This window comes from Tropicibacter oceani (genome assembly GCF_029958925.1).
GTDB lineage: Bacteria > Pseudomonadota > Alphaproteobacteria > Rhodobacterales > Rhodobacteraceae > Pacificoceanicola > Pacificoceanicola oceani.
In genome coordinates, this window is sequence record NZ_CP124616.1 from 3,484,879 (window position 1) to 3,500,571 (window position 15,693).

Genomic DNA, 15,693 nt, shown 5'->3' on the forward strand with positions numbered 1-15,693 from the left:
TCTCCGTTGCCCACCATCCGCGAAACCATCCTCACCGCGCTGCACGCGCGGCTTTCGGCGTTGTCCGCCACCGCCTTGCGCGGTGAGGTCTTGCCAGAGCGCATTCCAGCCAACGGCCTGCTGATCCTGCGCGACGGCGAGCCTGGCGATCCGGAGGTGACGCTGTCGCCGCTCGCTTACCACTACCAGCACCGCGCCGAGATCGAGGCGATCGTGCAGGGTGCGACCCGTGACCTCGCCTTCGACACGCTGACCGCCAGCATCGGCGCGGCACTCACCGCCGACCGGACGCTGGGCGGTCTCTGCGACTGGGTCGAGGCGGAAGCGCCGAGGCCAGTCGATCTGCCCATCGACGGCGCGGCCAGCTTGAAGGCGGCCGTCATCCCGGTGGTCCTGCACTTTTCAACGGCTGAACCACTCAGCTGATCCCGACAATCCAAGGAGAACAAGATGGCACGAGCCCAAGGGGCGCGGGCGCAAATGGCGCTTGCGTTTGAGACGACCTATGGAACGCCGCCGGTGGGCGGGTTCACAAAAATGCCCTTTGCGAGTACCTCGCTCGGCGCGGAACAGCCACTGCTCAATTCGGAACTGCTGGGCTACGGCCGCGATCCGCTGGCACCGATCAAGGACGCGGTGACGGCCGATGGCGATGTCGTCGTCCCGCTCGACGCCGAGGCCTTCGGATTCTGGTTGAAGGCTGCCTTTGGTGATCCGGCCACGACCGGCACCGGCCCTTGGACGCACGAGTTTCAGTCTGGTTCTTGGACGCTGCCCAGCATGTCCATCGAGACCGGCATGCCTGAGATGCCCCGATTTGCGATGTATTCCGGCTGCGTGCTCGACCAGATCAATTGGCAGATGCAGCGGTCTGGCCTGCTGACCGCGACGGCCCGGCTGGTGGCGCAAGGAGAGACTGTCGGAACGACGACCAGCGCAGGCACGCCAGCCGCCCTCGAACTACAGCGCTTCGGCCATTTCAATGGATCCATTACCCGGAACAGCACGGCCCTCGGCAACGTCGTCTCGGCCGACATCACCTATGCCAACAATCTCGACCGCATCGAAACCATCCGAAGTGACGGCCGCATCGACGGCGCGGATCCGTCCATCGCGGCGCTCACCGGCTCCATTGAAGTGCGCTTTGCCGACAGCACACTGGTGACGCAGGCGATCAACGGCGATCCCTGTGAGCTTGAGTTCGCCTACGCGCTGCCTTCAGGTGAGAGCTTCACCTTCACCGTACACGCCGTCTACCTGCCGCGCCCGCGCATCGAAATTTCCGGGCCGCAGGGCGTGCAGGCCACTTTCGACTGGCAGGCGGCCCGCGACAGCACCGTCGGCCGGATGTGCACCGCCACCCTCGTGAACGATGTGGAGACGTACTGATGCTGACGCTCGACCTGACGAACGCGCCCCGCTGGCATGACCTCGCGCCCGGCGTCCGGGTGCAGCTGCGCCCGCTCACTACCGCGCTGATGGTCGCGACGCGCAGCGATCCCGCCGTCGAGGCCGTGCCAGAGGACGCTTCCGACGAGGAGCGCGCAGTCGCCTTCGCCAAGGCGCTGGCGCGGAGGGCCGTGCTCGCTTGGGACGGCATCGGCGATGCCGACGGCAACGCGATAGGCCCGAGCCCCGAGGCCATCGACGCATTGCTCGACGTCTGGCCGATCTTCGAGGCCTTCCAGCTAACCTATGTCTCGAAGGGCCTGCTGCTGGAACAGGAAAAAAACGTCTCCGCGTCCTTGCCGAGTGGTCCTTCGGCGGGGGCGACCGATACTGCCAAGCCTGCGCGGAAGCGTGCAAAGACTGCCCGGCGCGGCTGAACCGACCCACCACCATTGAAGGCTGGCAGGTCTGGGACCTGGTCGACCGTCTCGGCGGCCAGCTCCGCGTTCTGCCGGGCGCGGTCATCGGCTGGGACATGTCGGCAGCGCTCGCGCTTGGGCACGCGCTCGGCTTGCCACCGCTCGCTGCGGCCGAACTTCTGCCCGTCGTTGAGGCGGTGATGGTCGCGAAACTCAACGAACAGATGGATCATTCCAATGGCTGAAAAGCGCGTCTCTGTCCGACTTGCTGCCGTCGGCGGCCGACAGGTGCGCGCCGAGCTGGAAGGTGTCGGTGAAGCTGGCGCTCGGGGGTTCGGGCGGCTCAGCCGAGAAATGGAAGCGGCGAACACCCGGCTCGCGGCCTTCTCGCGCAGGGTGCGTGTGGCCGCCGCAGCCGCCGTGGCAGCGGCCGCCGCCGCTAGCGTGGCGATGATCCGCTCTGGCCTCCAGACCGTCGATGCGCAGGCGAAGCTGGCGCAGTCGCTCGGCACGACCGTCGCCTCGATCCAGACGCTGGAGCGTGCGGGCGAGCTGGCCGGTGTTTCCATTTCGGGCATCGAGCAGGCGACAAAGGATCTGACACGCCGTCTCAGCCAGGCGGCGGCCGGGACCGGACCCGCTGCCGATGCGTTGGAGCGGCTGGGGCTCTCGGCCAGCGAGCTGATCGCCCTGCCGCTGGACCAGCGCGTCGGTGCGATCAACGCCGCCATCGAGGGCTTCGTGCCCGCCGCCGAACGCGCGGCTGTCGCGGGGCAGCTCTTCGGCGAGGAAGGCTCCATCGCCATGAGCCGGATCGACACTGCGACGCTGCGCCAGGCAACGGAGGATGTCCTCGCCTTCGGTGTCGTCGTCTCCGAGCAGGATGCCGACCAGATCGAGCGTACGAACGACGCCATTTCCCGTCTCGGACTGATTTGGCGGGGGCTGTCGAACCAGCTGGCCGTCGCCGCAGCGCCTGCACTCGAATCCGTCGCCGACGCCATGGCGGCGGTAGCTCGCCGCACCGGGCCGCTCGGCATCGCCATTCGCGGGCTCTTCGACAACATCGGCCGACTGACCACCTACGCCGCCACCTTCGTGGCCTTTCTCGCGGGACGCTGGGTGGCGGGAATGGCCGCTGCGGCGCTCTCCGTCCGCGGTCTCGCCACGGCGCTCGTCGCGCTGCGCGGCGCATTGATCCGCACCGGGATCGGGGCGCTTATCGTCGGCGCGGGCGAGCTCGTCTATCAATTCACCCGCCTCGTTTCCGGCGCGGGCGGCTTCGGCGAGGCCATGTCGCTCCTGAAAGATGTCGCCGTCGAGGTCTGGGAGCGGATCCGCATGGGCGCCGCTGCAGCGGGTGCCGCGGCCACGGCGATGTTCTTCGACCTGAAGGCCGATGCCGCCTCGGGCATGCAGAGCGCCATCGAGAGCGTCGTGGCTTTCGGAAATACGGCGGCGAACACATTCGAGGGCGCCTACGAGGCGATCAAGGCGATCTGGGGACTGCTGCCCGCCGCAATCGGCGACCTGGTATTCCAGGCCGCCAACAGCCTGATCGACGGCGTCGAAGCGATGCTGAACGGGGTGGTCTCGCGGATCAACACGTTCATCGGCGGGATCAATCAGGGGCTAGAAGCTCTTGGCTCCGAACGACGCATCTCGATTATCCCGGATCTTGAGCTGGGCCAGATCGAGAACCGGTTTGAGGGGGCCGCGACGGCCGCAACCACCGCCGCGCAGATGGCGTTCGACCGGGCCTTCGAAGACAACCCGCTGACCGCGCCCGATCTCGGGCTCACCCGGGCGGCCAATACTGCACTGGCCACAGCCAATACGTATCGCGGTGCCGCACGGGATTTGGCCGAAGGCGCGCGTGCGCCACTCGCGAGCTGGCAGGCCCTGCGTGACGCTTTGCAGGGCAGCGCCGAGGGTGGCACCGAAGCGCTGACGGAGGCCACGGGTGCAGCGGAACGGTTCGAGACCGCGCTCGACGGTGCCGGACAGGCGGCGACCAATGCCGGTGCGGCCGCCGGTGCTGCGGCTGCTGCGGCCGAGCCCAATGTGGAGACCGCAGTCACCGGCTGGCAGGCGGTCACGGCGGCGCTCTCGGACTACGCCAGCACGGCGCGTGAGATCGGCGGCGATATCGGCCAGAGCCTCGTCGGCGCCTTCCAGTCGGCCGAGAGCGCCGTGGGCGAGTTTGTGAAGACCGGCAAGCTGGATTTCCGCGATCTCGTGACCTCGCTCATTGCCGATCTCGCCAAGCTGGCCGCGCGACGGTTCATCCTTGGCCCCATCGCCAACGCGCTCTCCGGCGTGTTCTCCGGGGCGGGTGGCATCTTCGCGAACGTCCTGCACGCGGGCGGGATGGTCGGATCGGCCGGACCCTCGCGCATGGTCCCGGCCATTGCCTTCGCCGCCGCACCCCGGATGCATGGCGGCGGCATGGCCGGTCTTCGCCACGACGAGGTCCCGGCGATCCTGCAACGCGGCGAGCGGGTGCTGTCCCAGCGCGAGGCGCAGAGTTACGGCGCGGGCGGCGTAAACGTCACCGTCATGGCCCGCGATGCCGAGAGCTTCCGGCAGTCCCGGACGCAGGTCGCGGCCGATATCGCCCGCGCCGTGTCGCTCGGGCGGAGGGGCATGTGAGTGCGACCCAGCAAGTGGGAACCGGTTGCGGGGGCCAGAGCACGAACCAAGGAGAAACTTGATGGCGTTCCATGATGTCCAGTTTCCCGACAACATCAGCCGAGGCGCGCGGGGCGGGCCGGAACGGCGCACGCAGATCGTCGAGCTTGCCTCCGGTGACGAGGAGCGTAACGCCAGCTGGGCCAACTCGCGCCGTCGCTACGACGTCGCCTACGGCATCCGCCGCGCCGACGATCTCGCTGCGGTGGTCGCCTTCTTCGAAGCCCGCAACGGGCGGTTGCACGGGTTTCGCTTCAAGGACTGGGCGGACCACAAGTCGTGCCTGCCTTCTTGCACGCCGTCGCCGACCGACCAGACGATCGGCACCGGCGACGGCGCGACGACCGCCTTTCAGTTGGTGAAGCGCTACGCCTCCGGCAGCCAGACTTGGGTGCGGACAATCACCAACCCCGTCGCGGGCACGGTTCGCGTCGCCCTCGATGGCACGGAACAGCCGGGCGGCTGGTCGGTCGACACAACGACCGGCGTTGTCACCTTCAGCGCCGCTCCGGGCTCCGGCATCGCGGTCACCGCAGGCTTCGAGTTTGACGTGCCGGTCCGCTTCGACACCGACGTACTCGACGTGACGCTGGACCTTGAGCGGCTCGGCTCGATCACCTCCATTCCTCTCATCGAAATCCGCCGCTGAACCAGGGAGATCCGGATGGCAGACCAAACAGGCGGCATCCAGGCGGGTGTCGTTATTTCATTTGTGAGCCTCGCGTTCGCGATTTCTGTTCAGGGTGGCATGGCGATCTGGTGGGCAGGTGCCCAGAACACCCGTGTCACTGCGCTTGAGGATCGCGTTGCGGACCTGCAGGCCGTCTCGCCGGATGTGCATCGCCAGATCGTCGATGCGGATCGACGGATTGCGGTCATCGATGTGCGGATTTCTGGCATTGTCGCGCGGCTGGAAGCGCTGACCGAAGATCTTGAAGACCTCGCCGCGCGCTGAGCGCACTCATCCCACAAGGACAGATCCCATGCAAATGACCGAACAGGGCCTCCTGGCCCTTGTCCGCCACGAAGGCATCGTGCCCGGACCCTATCTCGATGTGAAACAGGTCTGGACCTTCGGCATCGGCCACACGGCTGCGGCCGGTCCGCCCAATCCGGCCAAGAAGCCGCGCGGCATGCCCGCCGATCTAGACGACGGGATCCGGGAGGCGTTCCGGGTCTTTCGGGCCGACCTGGCGGCTTACGAGGCCGCCGTCCTGCGGGCCGTGAAGGTGCCGCTTGAGCCGCACGAGTTCTATGCGCTGGTCAGCTTCCACTATAATACCGGTGGCATTGCGAAGGCCGCGCTGACCCGGCATCTGAACGCCGGCAATCGCGTTGCAGCCGCCGACGCTTTTCTGAACTGGCGGCGACCGGCCTCGATCATTCCGCGCCGGGAGGCCGAGCGCGACCTGTTCCGCCATGGCCGCTATCCCGGCGGCACGATCCCTGTCTGGTCCGTGGACCGCGCGGGCCGCGTGGACTTCTCCCGGCCGATCCGCCGTCTGACCGAAAACGAGGCTCTGGTATTGGCTCGCGGGCCGTCGCCGACGCCGCAGATCCTCGCCCCTTCACCCACCGCGCCGACCGGCTGGCGAGCCCGGCTGGCCGCTTTCTTCTCTACGCTGATCCGGAGGACCTGAACCCCATGCGTTACCTTCGTCCCAACTCGCTCACCTGGTGGGCGGGATGTCTTGCCATGCTCACCGGCATCGCCTCACTCGCATTGCCTTCCACCGGGCCGCTCGGGGAACTCTCCCGTCTCGTAGCTCTGCTTGCCGGCTCGGGCGATGCCTCGCCTGCGGGGCTGATGTTCCTCGGTCTCGGCCTTATCGGCCTGCGCGACCGGATCGAGCGCGGGTTCCGCGGCAACAAGTGATCACTGAACGCGATGTTTCTTCTTCAAGAATCGGACCAACTTTTCGGGGCGATTCGCGAACGGCGCAACTTCTTCGAGAACGGGCAACCCCAGTTCGTGTCTCGCCGAAGTGAGATTCCCAAGATGCGGCCCGATCGACGCCGAATCCCTGTCCGGCAGTCCGCGCCTGCACTGATCTACGATTTCGGACCGGCTGATCAGTTTCCCCTTCTGCTTTCGGTCGACAGCATCCTGATAGGCGGCATCTGTGATTTCATATTCGCTTTCCTTCCAAGACTGTCCCATTCCGGCCTCCAAGCTCGTTACGAGGCCAGGTTACCGCCTCAGCCAATACTTGTCGTCCAACGTTTCGCGTGCCTGCTCGCAGATCTCGATGACCGCATGACGGGAACCTGCCGATGAAATCCCTCTCGCCCGCGCTGCAGGCCCATCTCGACGAGGGCACGACCACGCTTGCCTGGTGCTGGCGGATCACGCGAGCCGACGGCGTCACATTCGGCTTCACCGATCACGACCGGACGCTGACGTTTGACGGCACCGACTTCGAGCCCGAGAGCGGGCTGACGGCTTCCGAGGTCCGCTCTGGCTCGGACCTTTCGGTGGATGCACAGGACGCGGAAGGTGTGCTTAACTCGGATCGGATCACCGAGACCGACATCCTCGACGGACGCTGGGACAATGCCGAGGTCGAAGTCTGGCGCGTGAACTGGGCGGACACGGGTCAGCGGGTGCTGATGCGGCGCGGGGCCATCGGCCAGATCCGGCGCGGGCGGCTGGCCTTCGTCGCGGAGGTCCGCTCTCTCGCGCACGTGCTCGGCCAGACGGTCGGACGGACCTTCCAGGCAACCTGCGATGCTGCGCTCGGCGATGCGCGCTGCGGCGTCGATCTCGAGGATCCCGTCTACAAGGGCGCGGGCGCAGTGATCGATCTCCTGCGCGACCGCGCCTTTACCGCCTCCGGTCTTGGCGGCTTTACCTCCGGCTGGTTCACCTTCGGCACCATCGAGTGGTCCAGCGGTGCAAACACTGGGCGTCGCGCGGAAGTTCTGGGCCACGACGTGACCGACGGCATCGCGATCCTGACCCTGCTCGAAGCGCCGGTGCGCGCCATTGCCGAGGGCGACGCCTTCACCATCCGCGCAGGCTGCGACAAGCGGATCGAGACCTGCGGTGCGAAGTTCGCCAACACCGCCAACTTCCGCGGCTTCCCGCATATCCCTGGCCAGGACGCGATCCTGCGCTATGCCACCAAGGATGGCGGGCACGAAGGGGGCGTGCTGTGACCAACATCGTTTCCAGTAGAAACGACGGGCGGCAGTGCATCTCATCGCGATGCACGAGAACCACTGCCGATCCCACCCGCGTCGTTGGCATCGCACGGTCCTGGCTGGGCACGCCCTACCACGATCAGGCCAGCCTTCGAGGCGTTGGCTGCGACTGCCTTGGTCTCGCCCGCGGCGTCTGGCGCGAGATTGTGGGTCCTGAGCCGTTTCGGATCCCGCCCTACAGCCGCGACTGGGGCGAGACGGGCCCGCGCGAGGTGCTGGCCGAGGGCGCGCGCGTCATGATGATCGAGGTGCCTCCCGCCGAGGCCAAGTCCGGCGCGCTGGTGCTGTTCCGCATGAAGCCCCGCGCCATCGCCAAGCATGTCGGCATCCTGACCGGGCCGGACAGCTTCCTCCATGCCTATGAGCGGCTCGGCGTGATCGAGGAACCGCTCACCAACGCCTGGCGGCGGCGCATCGCCTTCGCCTTCCTGTTTCCGCAACGCTGAGACCCCGAAATGGCCACCCTCATTCTCGGCGCTGCCGGTGCCGCCATAGGCGGCTCGATCGGTGGCGCAATCCTTGGCGTCAGCGCCGCGACCATCGGCGGCTTCATCGGCTCCACCATCGGCTCGGTCGTCGACAGCTGGATCGTGTCCTCGCTCGCACCGACGCAGCGGATCGAAGGGGCACGGCTCGACAGCTTGCGCATCACGTCCTCGACCGAAGGCGCGGTCATCCCGCGCCTCTACGGGCGGATGCGGATCGGCGGCAACATCATCTGGGCAACCGATTTCCGCGAGGAGACCAAGACCACCACCCAAGGCGGCGGCAAAGGCGGCGGGGGCGGCAAGGTCAAGACCACCGAGTATCTCTACTATGCGTCGTTCGCCGTCGCTTTGTGTGAAGGCCCGATCACCGGCATCGGGCGCATCTGGGCTGACGGCAAGTCGATGGACCTCTCCGGCGTCACCTGGCGCTGGTATCCCGGCGACGAAGCACAGTCCGCCGATCCGTTCATCGCCGCGAGGATGGGCGCGGCCAGCACGCCTGCCTACCGCGGCACCGCCTATGTGGTCTTCGAGGAACTGGCGCTCTCGACCTACGGCAACCGCCTGCCGCAACTCTCCTTCGAGGTCTTCCGGCCGCTCGCCGATCCCGACACCGCCGAGGGGCTGACCCGCGCCGTCACCCTGATCCCGGCCTCGGGTGAGTTCACCTACGCCACGCAGGCCATTCGCAAATCCTCGGGCGGCGCGACGCAGGCCGAAAACCTGAACGCGCTGCCCGACACCGCCGACATGGCCGTTGCGCTCGATCGGCTCCAGGCCATGGCACCGGCCGTCGAGAGCGTCAGCCTGGTCGTCGCCTGGTTCGGTGACGACCTGCGAGCCGGATCCTGCAAGCTGCGCCCCGGCGTCGAGGTCTCGGCCAAATCCACGACGCCAGTCGGCTGGTCGGTCAATGGCGTCAGTCGCGCGAATGCCTTCCTGGTCAGCCGCGACAACCAGGACCGCCCGGTCTATGGCGGCACGCCCGCCGATTTCGCGGTTGTGCAGGCGATCCGGGAGATGAAGGCGCGCGGGCTGCGCGTGACACTCTATCCGTTCCTCCTGATGGACGTCCCGCCCGGCAACACGCTGCCGAACCCGTATTCCGATAACGCCGCCGAGACCGGCCAGCCCACATTCCCCTGGCGCGGCCGGATCACCTGTTCGCCCGCGGCAGGCTATGCCGGGAGCGTGGACAAGACGGCCACGGCGTCGAGCCAGGTCGCGGCCTTCTTCGGCAGTGCCAGCCCCTCCGACTTCGCGATCTCGGGCGAGACCGTCTTCTGGACCGGCCCGTCCGGGGACTGGGGTCTGCGCCGCATGATGCTGCATTACGCGCATCTCTGCACGGTGGCGGGCGGGGTCGACGCCTTCCTGATCGGCTCGGAAATGCGCGGCCTGACCACCATCCGCTCGGGCGCCAGCAGCTATCCCGCTGTCACCGCGTTCAAGGCGCTCGCCGCCGACGTGCGCGCCATTCTCGGGGCTGGGACGGAAATCGGCTATGCGGCCGACTGGTCGGAATACTTCGGGCACCACCCGGGCGACGGAAGCGGCGACGTCTATTTCCACCTCGACCCGCTCTGGTCGGACGCAAACGTCGATTTCGTCGGGATCGACAACTACATGCCGCTCTCCGACTGGCGCGACGGGTTCGAGCATGCCGACGCGGCCGAGGGCTGGCCCGCAATCTACGACCGGGCCTACCTGCAGGGGAACATCGCGGGCGGCGAAGGCTTCGACTGGTTCTATGCCAGTGCCGCCAACCGCTCCGCGCAGGTCCGCACTCCGATCACCGATGGCGGTGCCGGGAAACCCTGGGTCTTCCGCTACAAGGATCTCCGCGGCTGGTGGTCTAACCCGCATTACAACCGTCCGGGTGGGGTAGAGAGCGGCACGCCGACGGCATGGGTGCCGCAGTCCAAACCCATCCGCTTCACCGAACTCGGCTGCCCGGCCATCGACCGGGGCACCAACCAGCCCAACGTCTTCTTCGACCCGAAGTCCTCGGAGAGCTTCACGCCGTATTTCTCGCGGGGCTGGCGCGACGACACCATCCAGCGCGCTTATCTCGAGGCGACCTATCTCTTCTGGGGTGAGGCCGCGAACAATCCGATCTCCAGCGTCTACGGCGACCGGATGGTGCATGTGCCCGAATGCGCGGCCTGGACCTGGGACGCGCGGCCGTATCCGTTCTTTCCCGAACTGACCGATGTCTGGACCGATGGCCCCAACTGGCGGCTCGGCCACTGGCTGACCGGCCGCCTCGGCGCGGTGTCCCTTGCGGCCCTCGTGCGGCACCTCTGTCTGCGCGCTGGGCTGCCGGGGACCCGCATCGACGTCACCGGCCTCTGGGGCGCGGTCGAAGGCTATGCCATCGGCGCGTTGGAAAGCCCGCGCGCGTCCATCACCACGCTGTCGCGCCACTTCGGCTTCGACGCCGTCGAGACCGAGGGCGTGATCCGCTTCGTCATGCGTGGCCGGGCGGCGGTGGCAAACGTCACACCCGACGATCTCGTCGCCGCGCGCGAGGGCGACGTGCTGGAACTGACCCGCGGCCAGGAGACGGAACTGCCCCAGGCCCTGAAATGGCAGGTCGCCCGCGCCGACGAGGATTACGAGGCCGCGCAGGTCGAGGCCCGGCGGATCACCGTCGACGCGACGCGCATTGCCTCCGAGAGCATCCCCATGGCGGTGCCGCCCGAGGAGGCCGAGCGTCGCTGCCGCCGCGCGCTGATGGAAGCCTGGACCGGGCGCGAGAGTGCGGTGTTTCGCCTGCCGCCATCGCGGCTGGCGCTCGACCCGGCCGATGTGGTGGCGCTCGCCCATGACGGCCGGTCCGTCGCGCTGAGGCTCATCTCGATTGCCGACGCCGAAGCGCGCGGCATCGAGGCGGTACGCCAGGATCGGGAAGCCTACGATCAACCGCCTGGCGCGCCGCGACCCTCGGCGCTGTCGCAGGCCGTCGTCTTCGGCGCGCCCGAGGCCATACTGCTCGACCTGCCGCAGCTGACCGAGGACCAGGCCGCGCATCGGCCCTTCGCGGCAGCGCGCGCCGTCCCTTGGCCCGGTGAGATCGCCGTCTACCGCAGTCCCTCGACGGACGGTTTTGACCTGCTGACCACGTTTGGCACACGCGCCCGGATCGGCACGCTGGTCTCGGACTTCTACGCCGGACCCACATCCCGCTTCGATCTCGGAAACGCGCTGGTGGTCGATTTGCAGACCGGCACCCTCGAAAGCGTCACCGACCTGACGCTGTTCGGCGGGGCCAACGCGCTGGCCATCGAGAGCGCGCCCGGTGTCTGGGAGATCGTGCAGGCAGGCGCGGCCGAACTGATCGCCCCCGGCCGGTATCGCCTGACCCGACTCCTGCGCGGCCAACTCGGGACCGAGGGCGCCATGGGCAACCCGGCACCCGCCGGCGCACGGGTCGTGGTGCTGGACACCGCGCTCGCTTCCCTGCCGATCGCCGAAGCCGATCTTGGCATCCCGTGGAACTGGCGCATCGGCCCGGCGAGCCGTCCGGTCAGCGACGAAACTTATGTGGCGCAGGCCTTCACGCCCGCAGGTGTGGGGCTGTGGCCGTTCTCCGTCGCGCATGTCGAACAGCCGTGGCGCAAGCCCCGTACGCCCGGCGATCTCACGATCCGCTGGACGCGCCGGTCGCGCGCTCTCGCGGCCGACAGCTGGAGCGGGCTGGAGGTGCCGCTGGCCGAGGAACTGGAAGCTTACGAGGTCGAGATTCTCGACGGCGCCACCGTGAAGCGGGTGCTGAGCACCGCCACCACCAGCGCGGTCTACACCGCCGCCCAGCAGACCGCCGACTGGGGCGCGCCGCTCGGTCCCGGCGACACGCTCGACATCCGCCTCTTCCAGCTCTCCGCCCTTGTCGGGCGGGGCGCACCCAAGACCGTCACGCTCCTGTTCTGAAGGCCAACCCATGTCCGACGCCACGATCCATCTCCTGCTGCCCTACATCCTGGCGGCGCAGGCCCAGAAGCACGTCACCCATAACGAGGCGCTGCGGATCCTCGACGGGCTCGTCCAGCTTTCCGTTCTTGACCGGGACCTGACCGCGCCGCCAGCCAGCCCCGCCGATGGCGACCGCTATCTCGTCGCTTCGGGCGCGTCGGGAGACTGGGCGGCGTGGGATCTGAACATCGCCCTCTGGACCGACGGTGCCTGGCTGCGCCTGCCACCGCGCACCGGCTGGCGGACATGGGTCGAGGACGAGGGCCTGCTTCTCGTCTGGACCGGCGCTGCATGGGAGGTCGTGGGCGAGCCGAGCGACATCTCGGACGCCGTCTTCAGCCTGATCAACGACGCCGATGCCACGAAGAAGGCGGTCTTCTCGCTTTCCGGTATCAGCACCGGCACGACCCGCAGCTACACGCTGCCGAATACCTCGTCGGAACTGGCGATCCTGGCAGGCACGCAGACCTTCACCGGCAACAAGACGTTCTCCGGCACGCTGACGGCGTCGGGCACCGTCACGGTTTCGGCAGCGACGGCCACCATCGGCACGGCCACGGGCACCGCGACCTACGGCATAGGCACCGGGGCGACGACCACCGGCCTTACCAAGACCGTCAACCTCGGCACCGGCGGCGCGTCGGGGTCGACCACGGTCGTCAACATCGGCCCCGCGACCTCGGGTGCGAATGGCACGACGGTGGTCAACACGCCGACCGTCACCTTCGCCAATGCCGTGACACAGGTCGGCATGCCCCAGGCGAACCTCACCGCGCAGCTTCTGGGCCTCGGTGGGGCGACGGCCGACAGCTACAACCGGCTCTCGGTCAACACGCCCGCGGTTCTGCTGAACAACGCGGGCGCCGGAATCGAGGCCACGGTCAACAAGGCCGCGCCCGCCAACGACGCCAGCTTTGCCTTCAAGACCAACTGGTCGGCGCGCGCGCTGATCGGCCTTCTCGGCAGCGACGATTTCAGCTTCAAGGTCAGCCCGGACGGCTCGGCCTTCTACGAGGCGCTCCGGATCGACCGGACCAGCGGCCGGGTCGAGATGCCCGAACCCGTCGTGCTCCCGGCGCTCGATGCCGTGCCCACGCCGCCCCCCTCCGGCAAGCTCGCCCTCTACGCGCGCGACCGCGCCGGGGCCGGATGGCTCGACGTCCAGCCGCCCTCGGGGCGGTTCTTCCCGCTCCAGCCGCATTTCGGGGTGAACCGGATCGCGACCTGGGCGCCGTCCACCGGCACGACCGTCAACACCAACGGCATGCCGCGCACCGCTGTCGGCACCGTCTCCACGCCGACGCTCGCCACCACCAACCTCTCGACCTCGATGCGCCGCTGGCGCGTGACCAGCGCCGCAACCGTCGATGCGGCGGCCGAGGAACGCTCGGCCGGCTGGGTCTGCTGGCGCGGCAATGCGGATGGCCTCGGCGGCTTCACCTATGTGAACAGACTCTCGTTGGTGACGCTGCAGGCGACCGGTATGGGCTTCTTCCGCCTCTACGGATCGACCACGGCGCTGGCCACGACCTTGACGTTGTCCGCCGTGGTGAACTGCATCGGCATCGGCTTCCAGCGCGGCACCCACACGAACTGGCAGCTGGTGCAGAACGACGGCTCCGGCGCGCCGACGCTTACCGATCTCGGGGCGAGTTTCCCGGTCGCGAGCACGACGAACGTCTTGACTCTCACGCTCCTCGCCGCCCCGAACAGCAGCGAGATCGGCGTCCGGGTGGTCGAGGAGATCAGCGGGGCGGTGGTAGAGGCCATGCTCGACACCGACATCCCGGTAGCGACGCTACTCCTGAGCCCGCGCAACTACATGAACAACGGCGCGACGGCGGCGGCGGTCGCCTATGATTGCTCGGGGGTGTATGTCGAGACGGATTATTGACGCTTTCGCGGCGTTTGCGACGGCCTCGATGATCAGCCCGACGGCTGCGATGATCGCTGCGCTCCAGGCTGGGCTCGCTTTCCCAAGTTTTTTGTAGACCGAGAGAGCGCCGGTATGATAGTAATCTTCGAGTCTAGGTCGAGGAACAAACTAATGAGGACTGATAACGGCTTGCTGCGCGCTGGAACGATCAACGTGGACGAACAGCTTGAGCGCCTGCTTGCGCTAAAGCCCGCATGCGCTCGATCTTCGCTTCTCGCACATCGAACCGGCGGCGACAGCCCGCGTGTATCTGAGGCCCCGGCGGATGAAGCTGTCAAGATTTCTAACACATTGTGAGTTTGAAGGTTCTGGATATCTTCACTCCGGTTTGTCTGGGGCAGTATATTCTTTAGAACTCGACGATTATTTTGGTCTGCTAGAAGACCCCGCTCAGTTTGTTGCAAATCGGCCAGAGATCGCGGCCGAGCTTCGCCGATGGTATTTCTTGGTTCCGGAGCGACTTCGAGAGATCGACGTCCTCAAGCGCCGCCGCAACCTAGGGTGTGCGGACCGACGCCACTTGGGCCTAACTGTTATCACCAGCTTGGCGTGCAATTTTGACTGTCCGTATTGCTATGAGGACAAACGGGTATCGTTGATCGGTGCTGGTGTTGAGCAAGCACTTTTTGATCTCGTTTCGGAGCGAATGCCGACCCTAGAGACGCTTCAAATTCACTGGCTCGGCGGAGAGCCGCTGCTTGCGAAACGCCGGCTTTTGGGACTGTCCGCCAAACTTCAAGCCCTAAGTTTGGAGCACGGCGTTCGGTATGCGGCGAACGTGACCACGAACGGCTTCCTTCTCGACGCTGGTACGGCTCAGGCCCTGCGAAGCGCAGGTATTACGCACGCACAGGTGTGCCTCGATGGCCCACCCGACATCCACGACAAGATGCGCCCGCAGACAAATGGAAAGGGCTCATTCAAACAGGTGCTTGAGAATGTTGAGGCAAGTTGCGAGATTCTCGACTTAACTGTGCGGGTAAACGCGGACACCTCAAACTATGATCGCTGCAAAGAGCTCCTCGAAATTCTCCAGGGCAGGCGTCTGAACGGCAAGATCACGATATATCTTGGCCATTTGGTGAATGTGGATGATGGAGCGCCTTCGCCGTCTGCAACATACTTGCCGCGCTGCTTTGCGGGCGGTGAGTTCGCTCAAAAAGAGATCGAATTTCTCAGACTTGCTGCTGAAATGGGGTTCAATGGCCCTGCGCTGCCTGGTCCAATCACCACACCTTGCACAGCGGTTCGACCCGATGAATTCGTTGTTGGCAGCGAAGGCGAGCTATATAAATGCTGGGAGAACGTGGGAAACCGAGGTGAGATTATTGGAAATATCTCAGACCTGGCGAACCTAGATCTCGAAAGACAGCGGAAGTGGTTGGATTTCGATCCATTTACTGACGCTGAATGTTCGAACTGCGTAGCGCTTCCAAGCTGTATGGGCGGTTGCCGCCACCATCAGCTCGACGATCGACTCCACGATGCGCGGTGCTCTACATTCCGTAGCACCTCGGTGGAGCAGCTTATGCTATTTGCCAAGCAAGTACGTGGGAAGAATCAGGTTTCTTTGCTGCGACCTGAGTAGGCG

15 protein-coding genes are annotated in these 15,693 nt (G+C 66.5%); 14 read left to right on the top strand and 1 reads right to left on the bottom strand.

Features of this window, described 5'->3' with window-relative positions; all coding sequences use genetic code 11:
- Positions 1-6 precede the first annotated feature (6 nt).
- The 9 genes from QF118_RS16810 (at position 7) to QF118_RS16850 (ending at position 6,375) form a co-directional block, all read left to right on the top strand.
- Positions 7-426, top strand: a complete 420-nt coding sequence (locus QF118_RS16810; protein ID WP_282300195.1) for an acyl-CoA transferase — start codon at positions 7-9, stop codon at positions 424-426.
- Between the two features lie 24 nt (positions 427-450).
- Positions 451-1,389, top strand: a complete 939-nt coding sequence (locus QF118_RS16815; protein WP_282300196.1) for a phage tail tube protein — start codon at positions 451-453, stop codon at positions 1,387-1,389.
- Complete coding sequence (locus QF118_RS16820) at positions 1,389-1,826, top strand: phage-derived protein YdaY family protein (RefSeq protein ID WP_282300197.1); 438 nt, start codon at positions 1,389-1,391, stop codon at positions 1,824-1,826. Before QF118_RS16815 ends, QF118_RS16820 begins: the two co-directional genes overlap by 1 nt.
- 98 nt (positions 1,827-1,924) lie before the next feature.
- Complete coding sequence (locus QF118_RS16825; RefSeq protein ID WP_282300198.1) at positions 1,925-2,053, top strand: DUF7697 family protein; 129 nt, start codon at positions 1,925-1,927, stop codon at positions 2,051-2,053.
- A complete protein-coding gene (locus tag QF118_RS16830; RefSeq protein ID WP_282300199.1) occupies positions 2,046-4,460 on the top strand; it encodes a phage tail tape measure C-terminal domain-containing protein in 2,415 nt (804 codons plus the stop codon). Before QF118_RS16825 ends, QF118_RS16830 begins: the two co-directional genes overlap by 8 nt.
- Positions 4,461-4,521: 61 nt before the next feature.
- Positions 4,522-5,148 carry a DUF2460 domain-containing protein gene (locus QF118_RS16835; RefSeq protein WP_282300200.1) on the top strand — a complete coding sequence of 209 codons (627 nt, stop codon included), beginning with the start codon at positions 4,522-4,524 and terminating at the stop codon, positions 5,146-5,148.
- A gap of 15 nt (positions 5,149-5,163) precedes the next feature.
- Positions 5,164-5,454: a hypothetical protein gene (locus QF118_RS16840; protein ID WP_282300201.1), complete on the top strand. Its 291-nt coding sequence runs from the start codon at positions 5,164-5,166 to the stop codon at positions 5,452-5,454.
- Positions 5,455-5,482: 28 nt separating this feature from the next.
- Positions 5,483-6,139, top strand: coding sequence for a lysozyme (locus QF118_RS16845; protein ID WP_282300202.1), 657 nt, complete (start codon positions 5,483-5,485; stop codon positions 6,137-6,139).
- A gap of 56 nt (positions 6,140-6,195) precedes the next feature.
- Positions 6,196-6,375 carry a hypothetical protein gene (locus tag QF118_RS16850; protein ID WP_282300203.1) on the top strand — a complete coding sequence of 60 codons (180 nt, stop codon included), beginning with the start codon at positions 6,196-6,198 and terminating at the stop codon, positions 6,373-6,375.
- On the opposite strand, the gene QF118_RS16855 is transcribed toward QF118_RS16850, so the two are convergent.
- The gene (locus QF118_RS16855) at positions 6,376-6,660 is read right to left on the bottom strand and encodes a hypothetical protein (protein ID WP_282300204.1); all 285 of its coding nucleotides are present in this window, start codon (positions 6,658-6,660) and stop codon (positions 6,376-6,378) included.
- A 113-nt stretch (positions 6,661-6,773) separates the two neighbouring features.
- On the opposite strand from QF118_RS16855, the gene QF118_RS16860 reads away from it, so the two are divergent.
- From QF118_RS16860 to QF118_RS16880, 5 genes are all read left to right on the top strand, one after another.
- Positions 6,774-7,658: a phage/gene transfer agent baseplate hub protein gene (locus QF118_RS16860; RefSeq protein ID WP_282300205.1), complete on the top strand. Its 885-nt coding sequence runs from the start codon at positions 6,774-6,776 to the stop codon at positions 7,656-7,658.
- Between the two features lie 5 nt (positions 7,659-7,663).
- Complete coding sequence (locus QF118_RS16865; protein ID WP_394357098.1) at positions 7,664-8,149, top strand: NlpC/P60 family protein; 486 nt, start codon at positions 7,664-7,666, stop codon at positions 8,147-8,149.
- A gap of 9 nt (positions 8,150-8,158) precedes the next feature.
- On the top strand, positions 8,159-12,124 hold the full coding sequence (locus tag QF118_RS16870; RefSeq protein WP_282300206.1) for a baseplate multidomain protein megatron: 3,966 nt from the start codon (positions 8,159-8,161) through the stop codon (positions 12,122-12,124).
- 10 nt (positions 12,125-12,134) lie between these two features.
- On the top strand, positions 12,135-14,060 hold the full coding sequence (locus QF118_RS16875) for a DUF2793 domain-containing protein (protein ID WP_282300207.1): 1,926 nt from the start codon (positions 12,135-12,137) through the stop codon (positions 14,058-14,060).
- A 307-nt stretch (positions 14,061-14,367) separates the two neighbouring features.
- Entirely contained in the window at positions 14,368-15,690 is a 1,323-nt protein-coding gene (locus QF118_RS16880) for a radical SAM/SPASM domain-containing protein (protein WP_282300208.1), read from the top strand.
- Positions 15,691-15,693 lie beyond the last annotated feature (3 nt).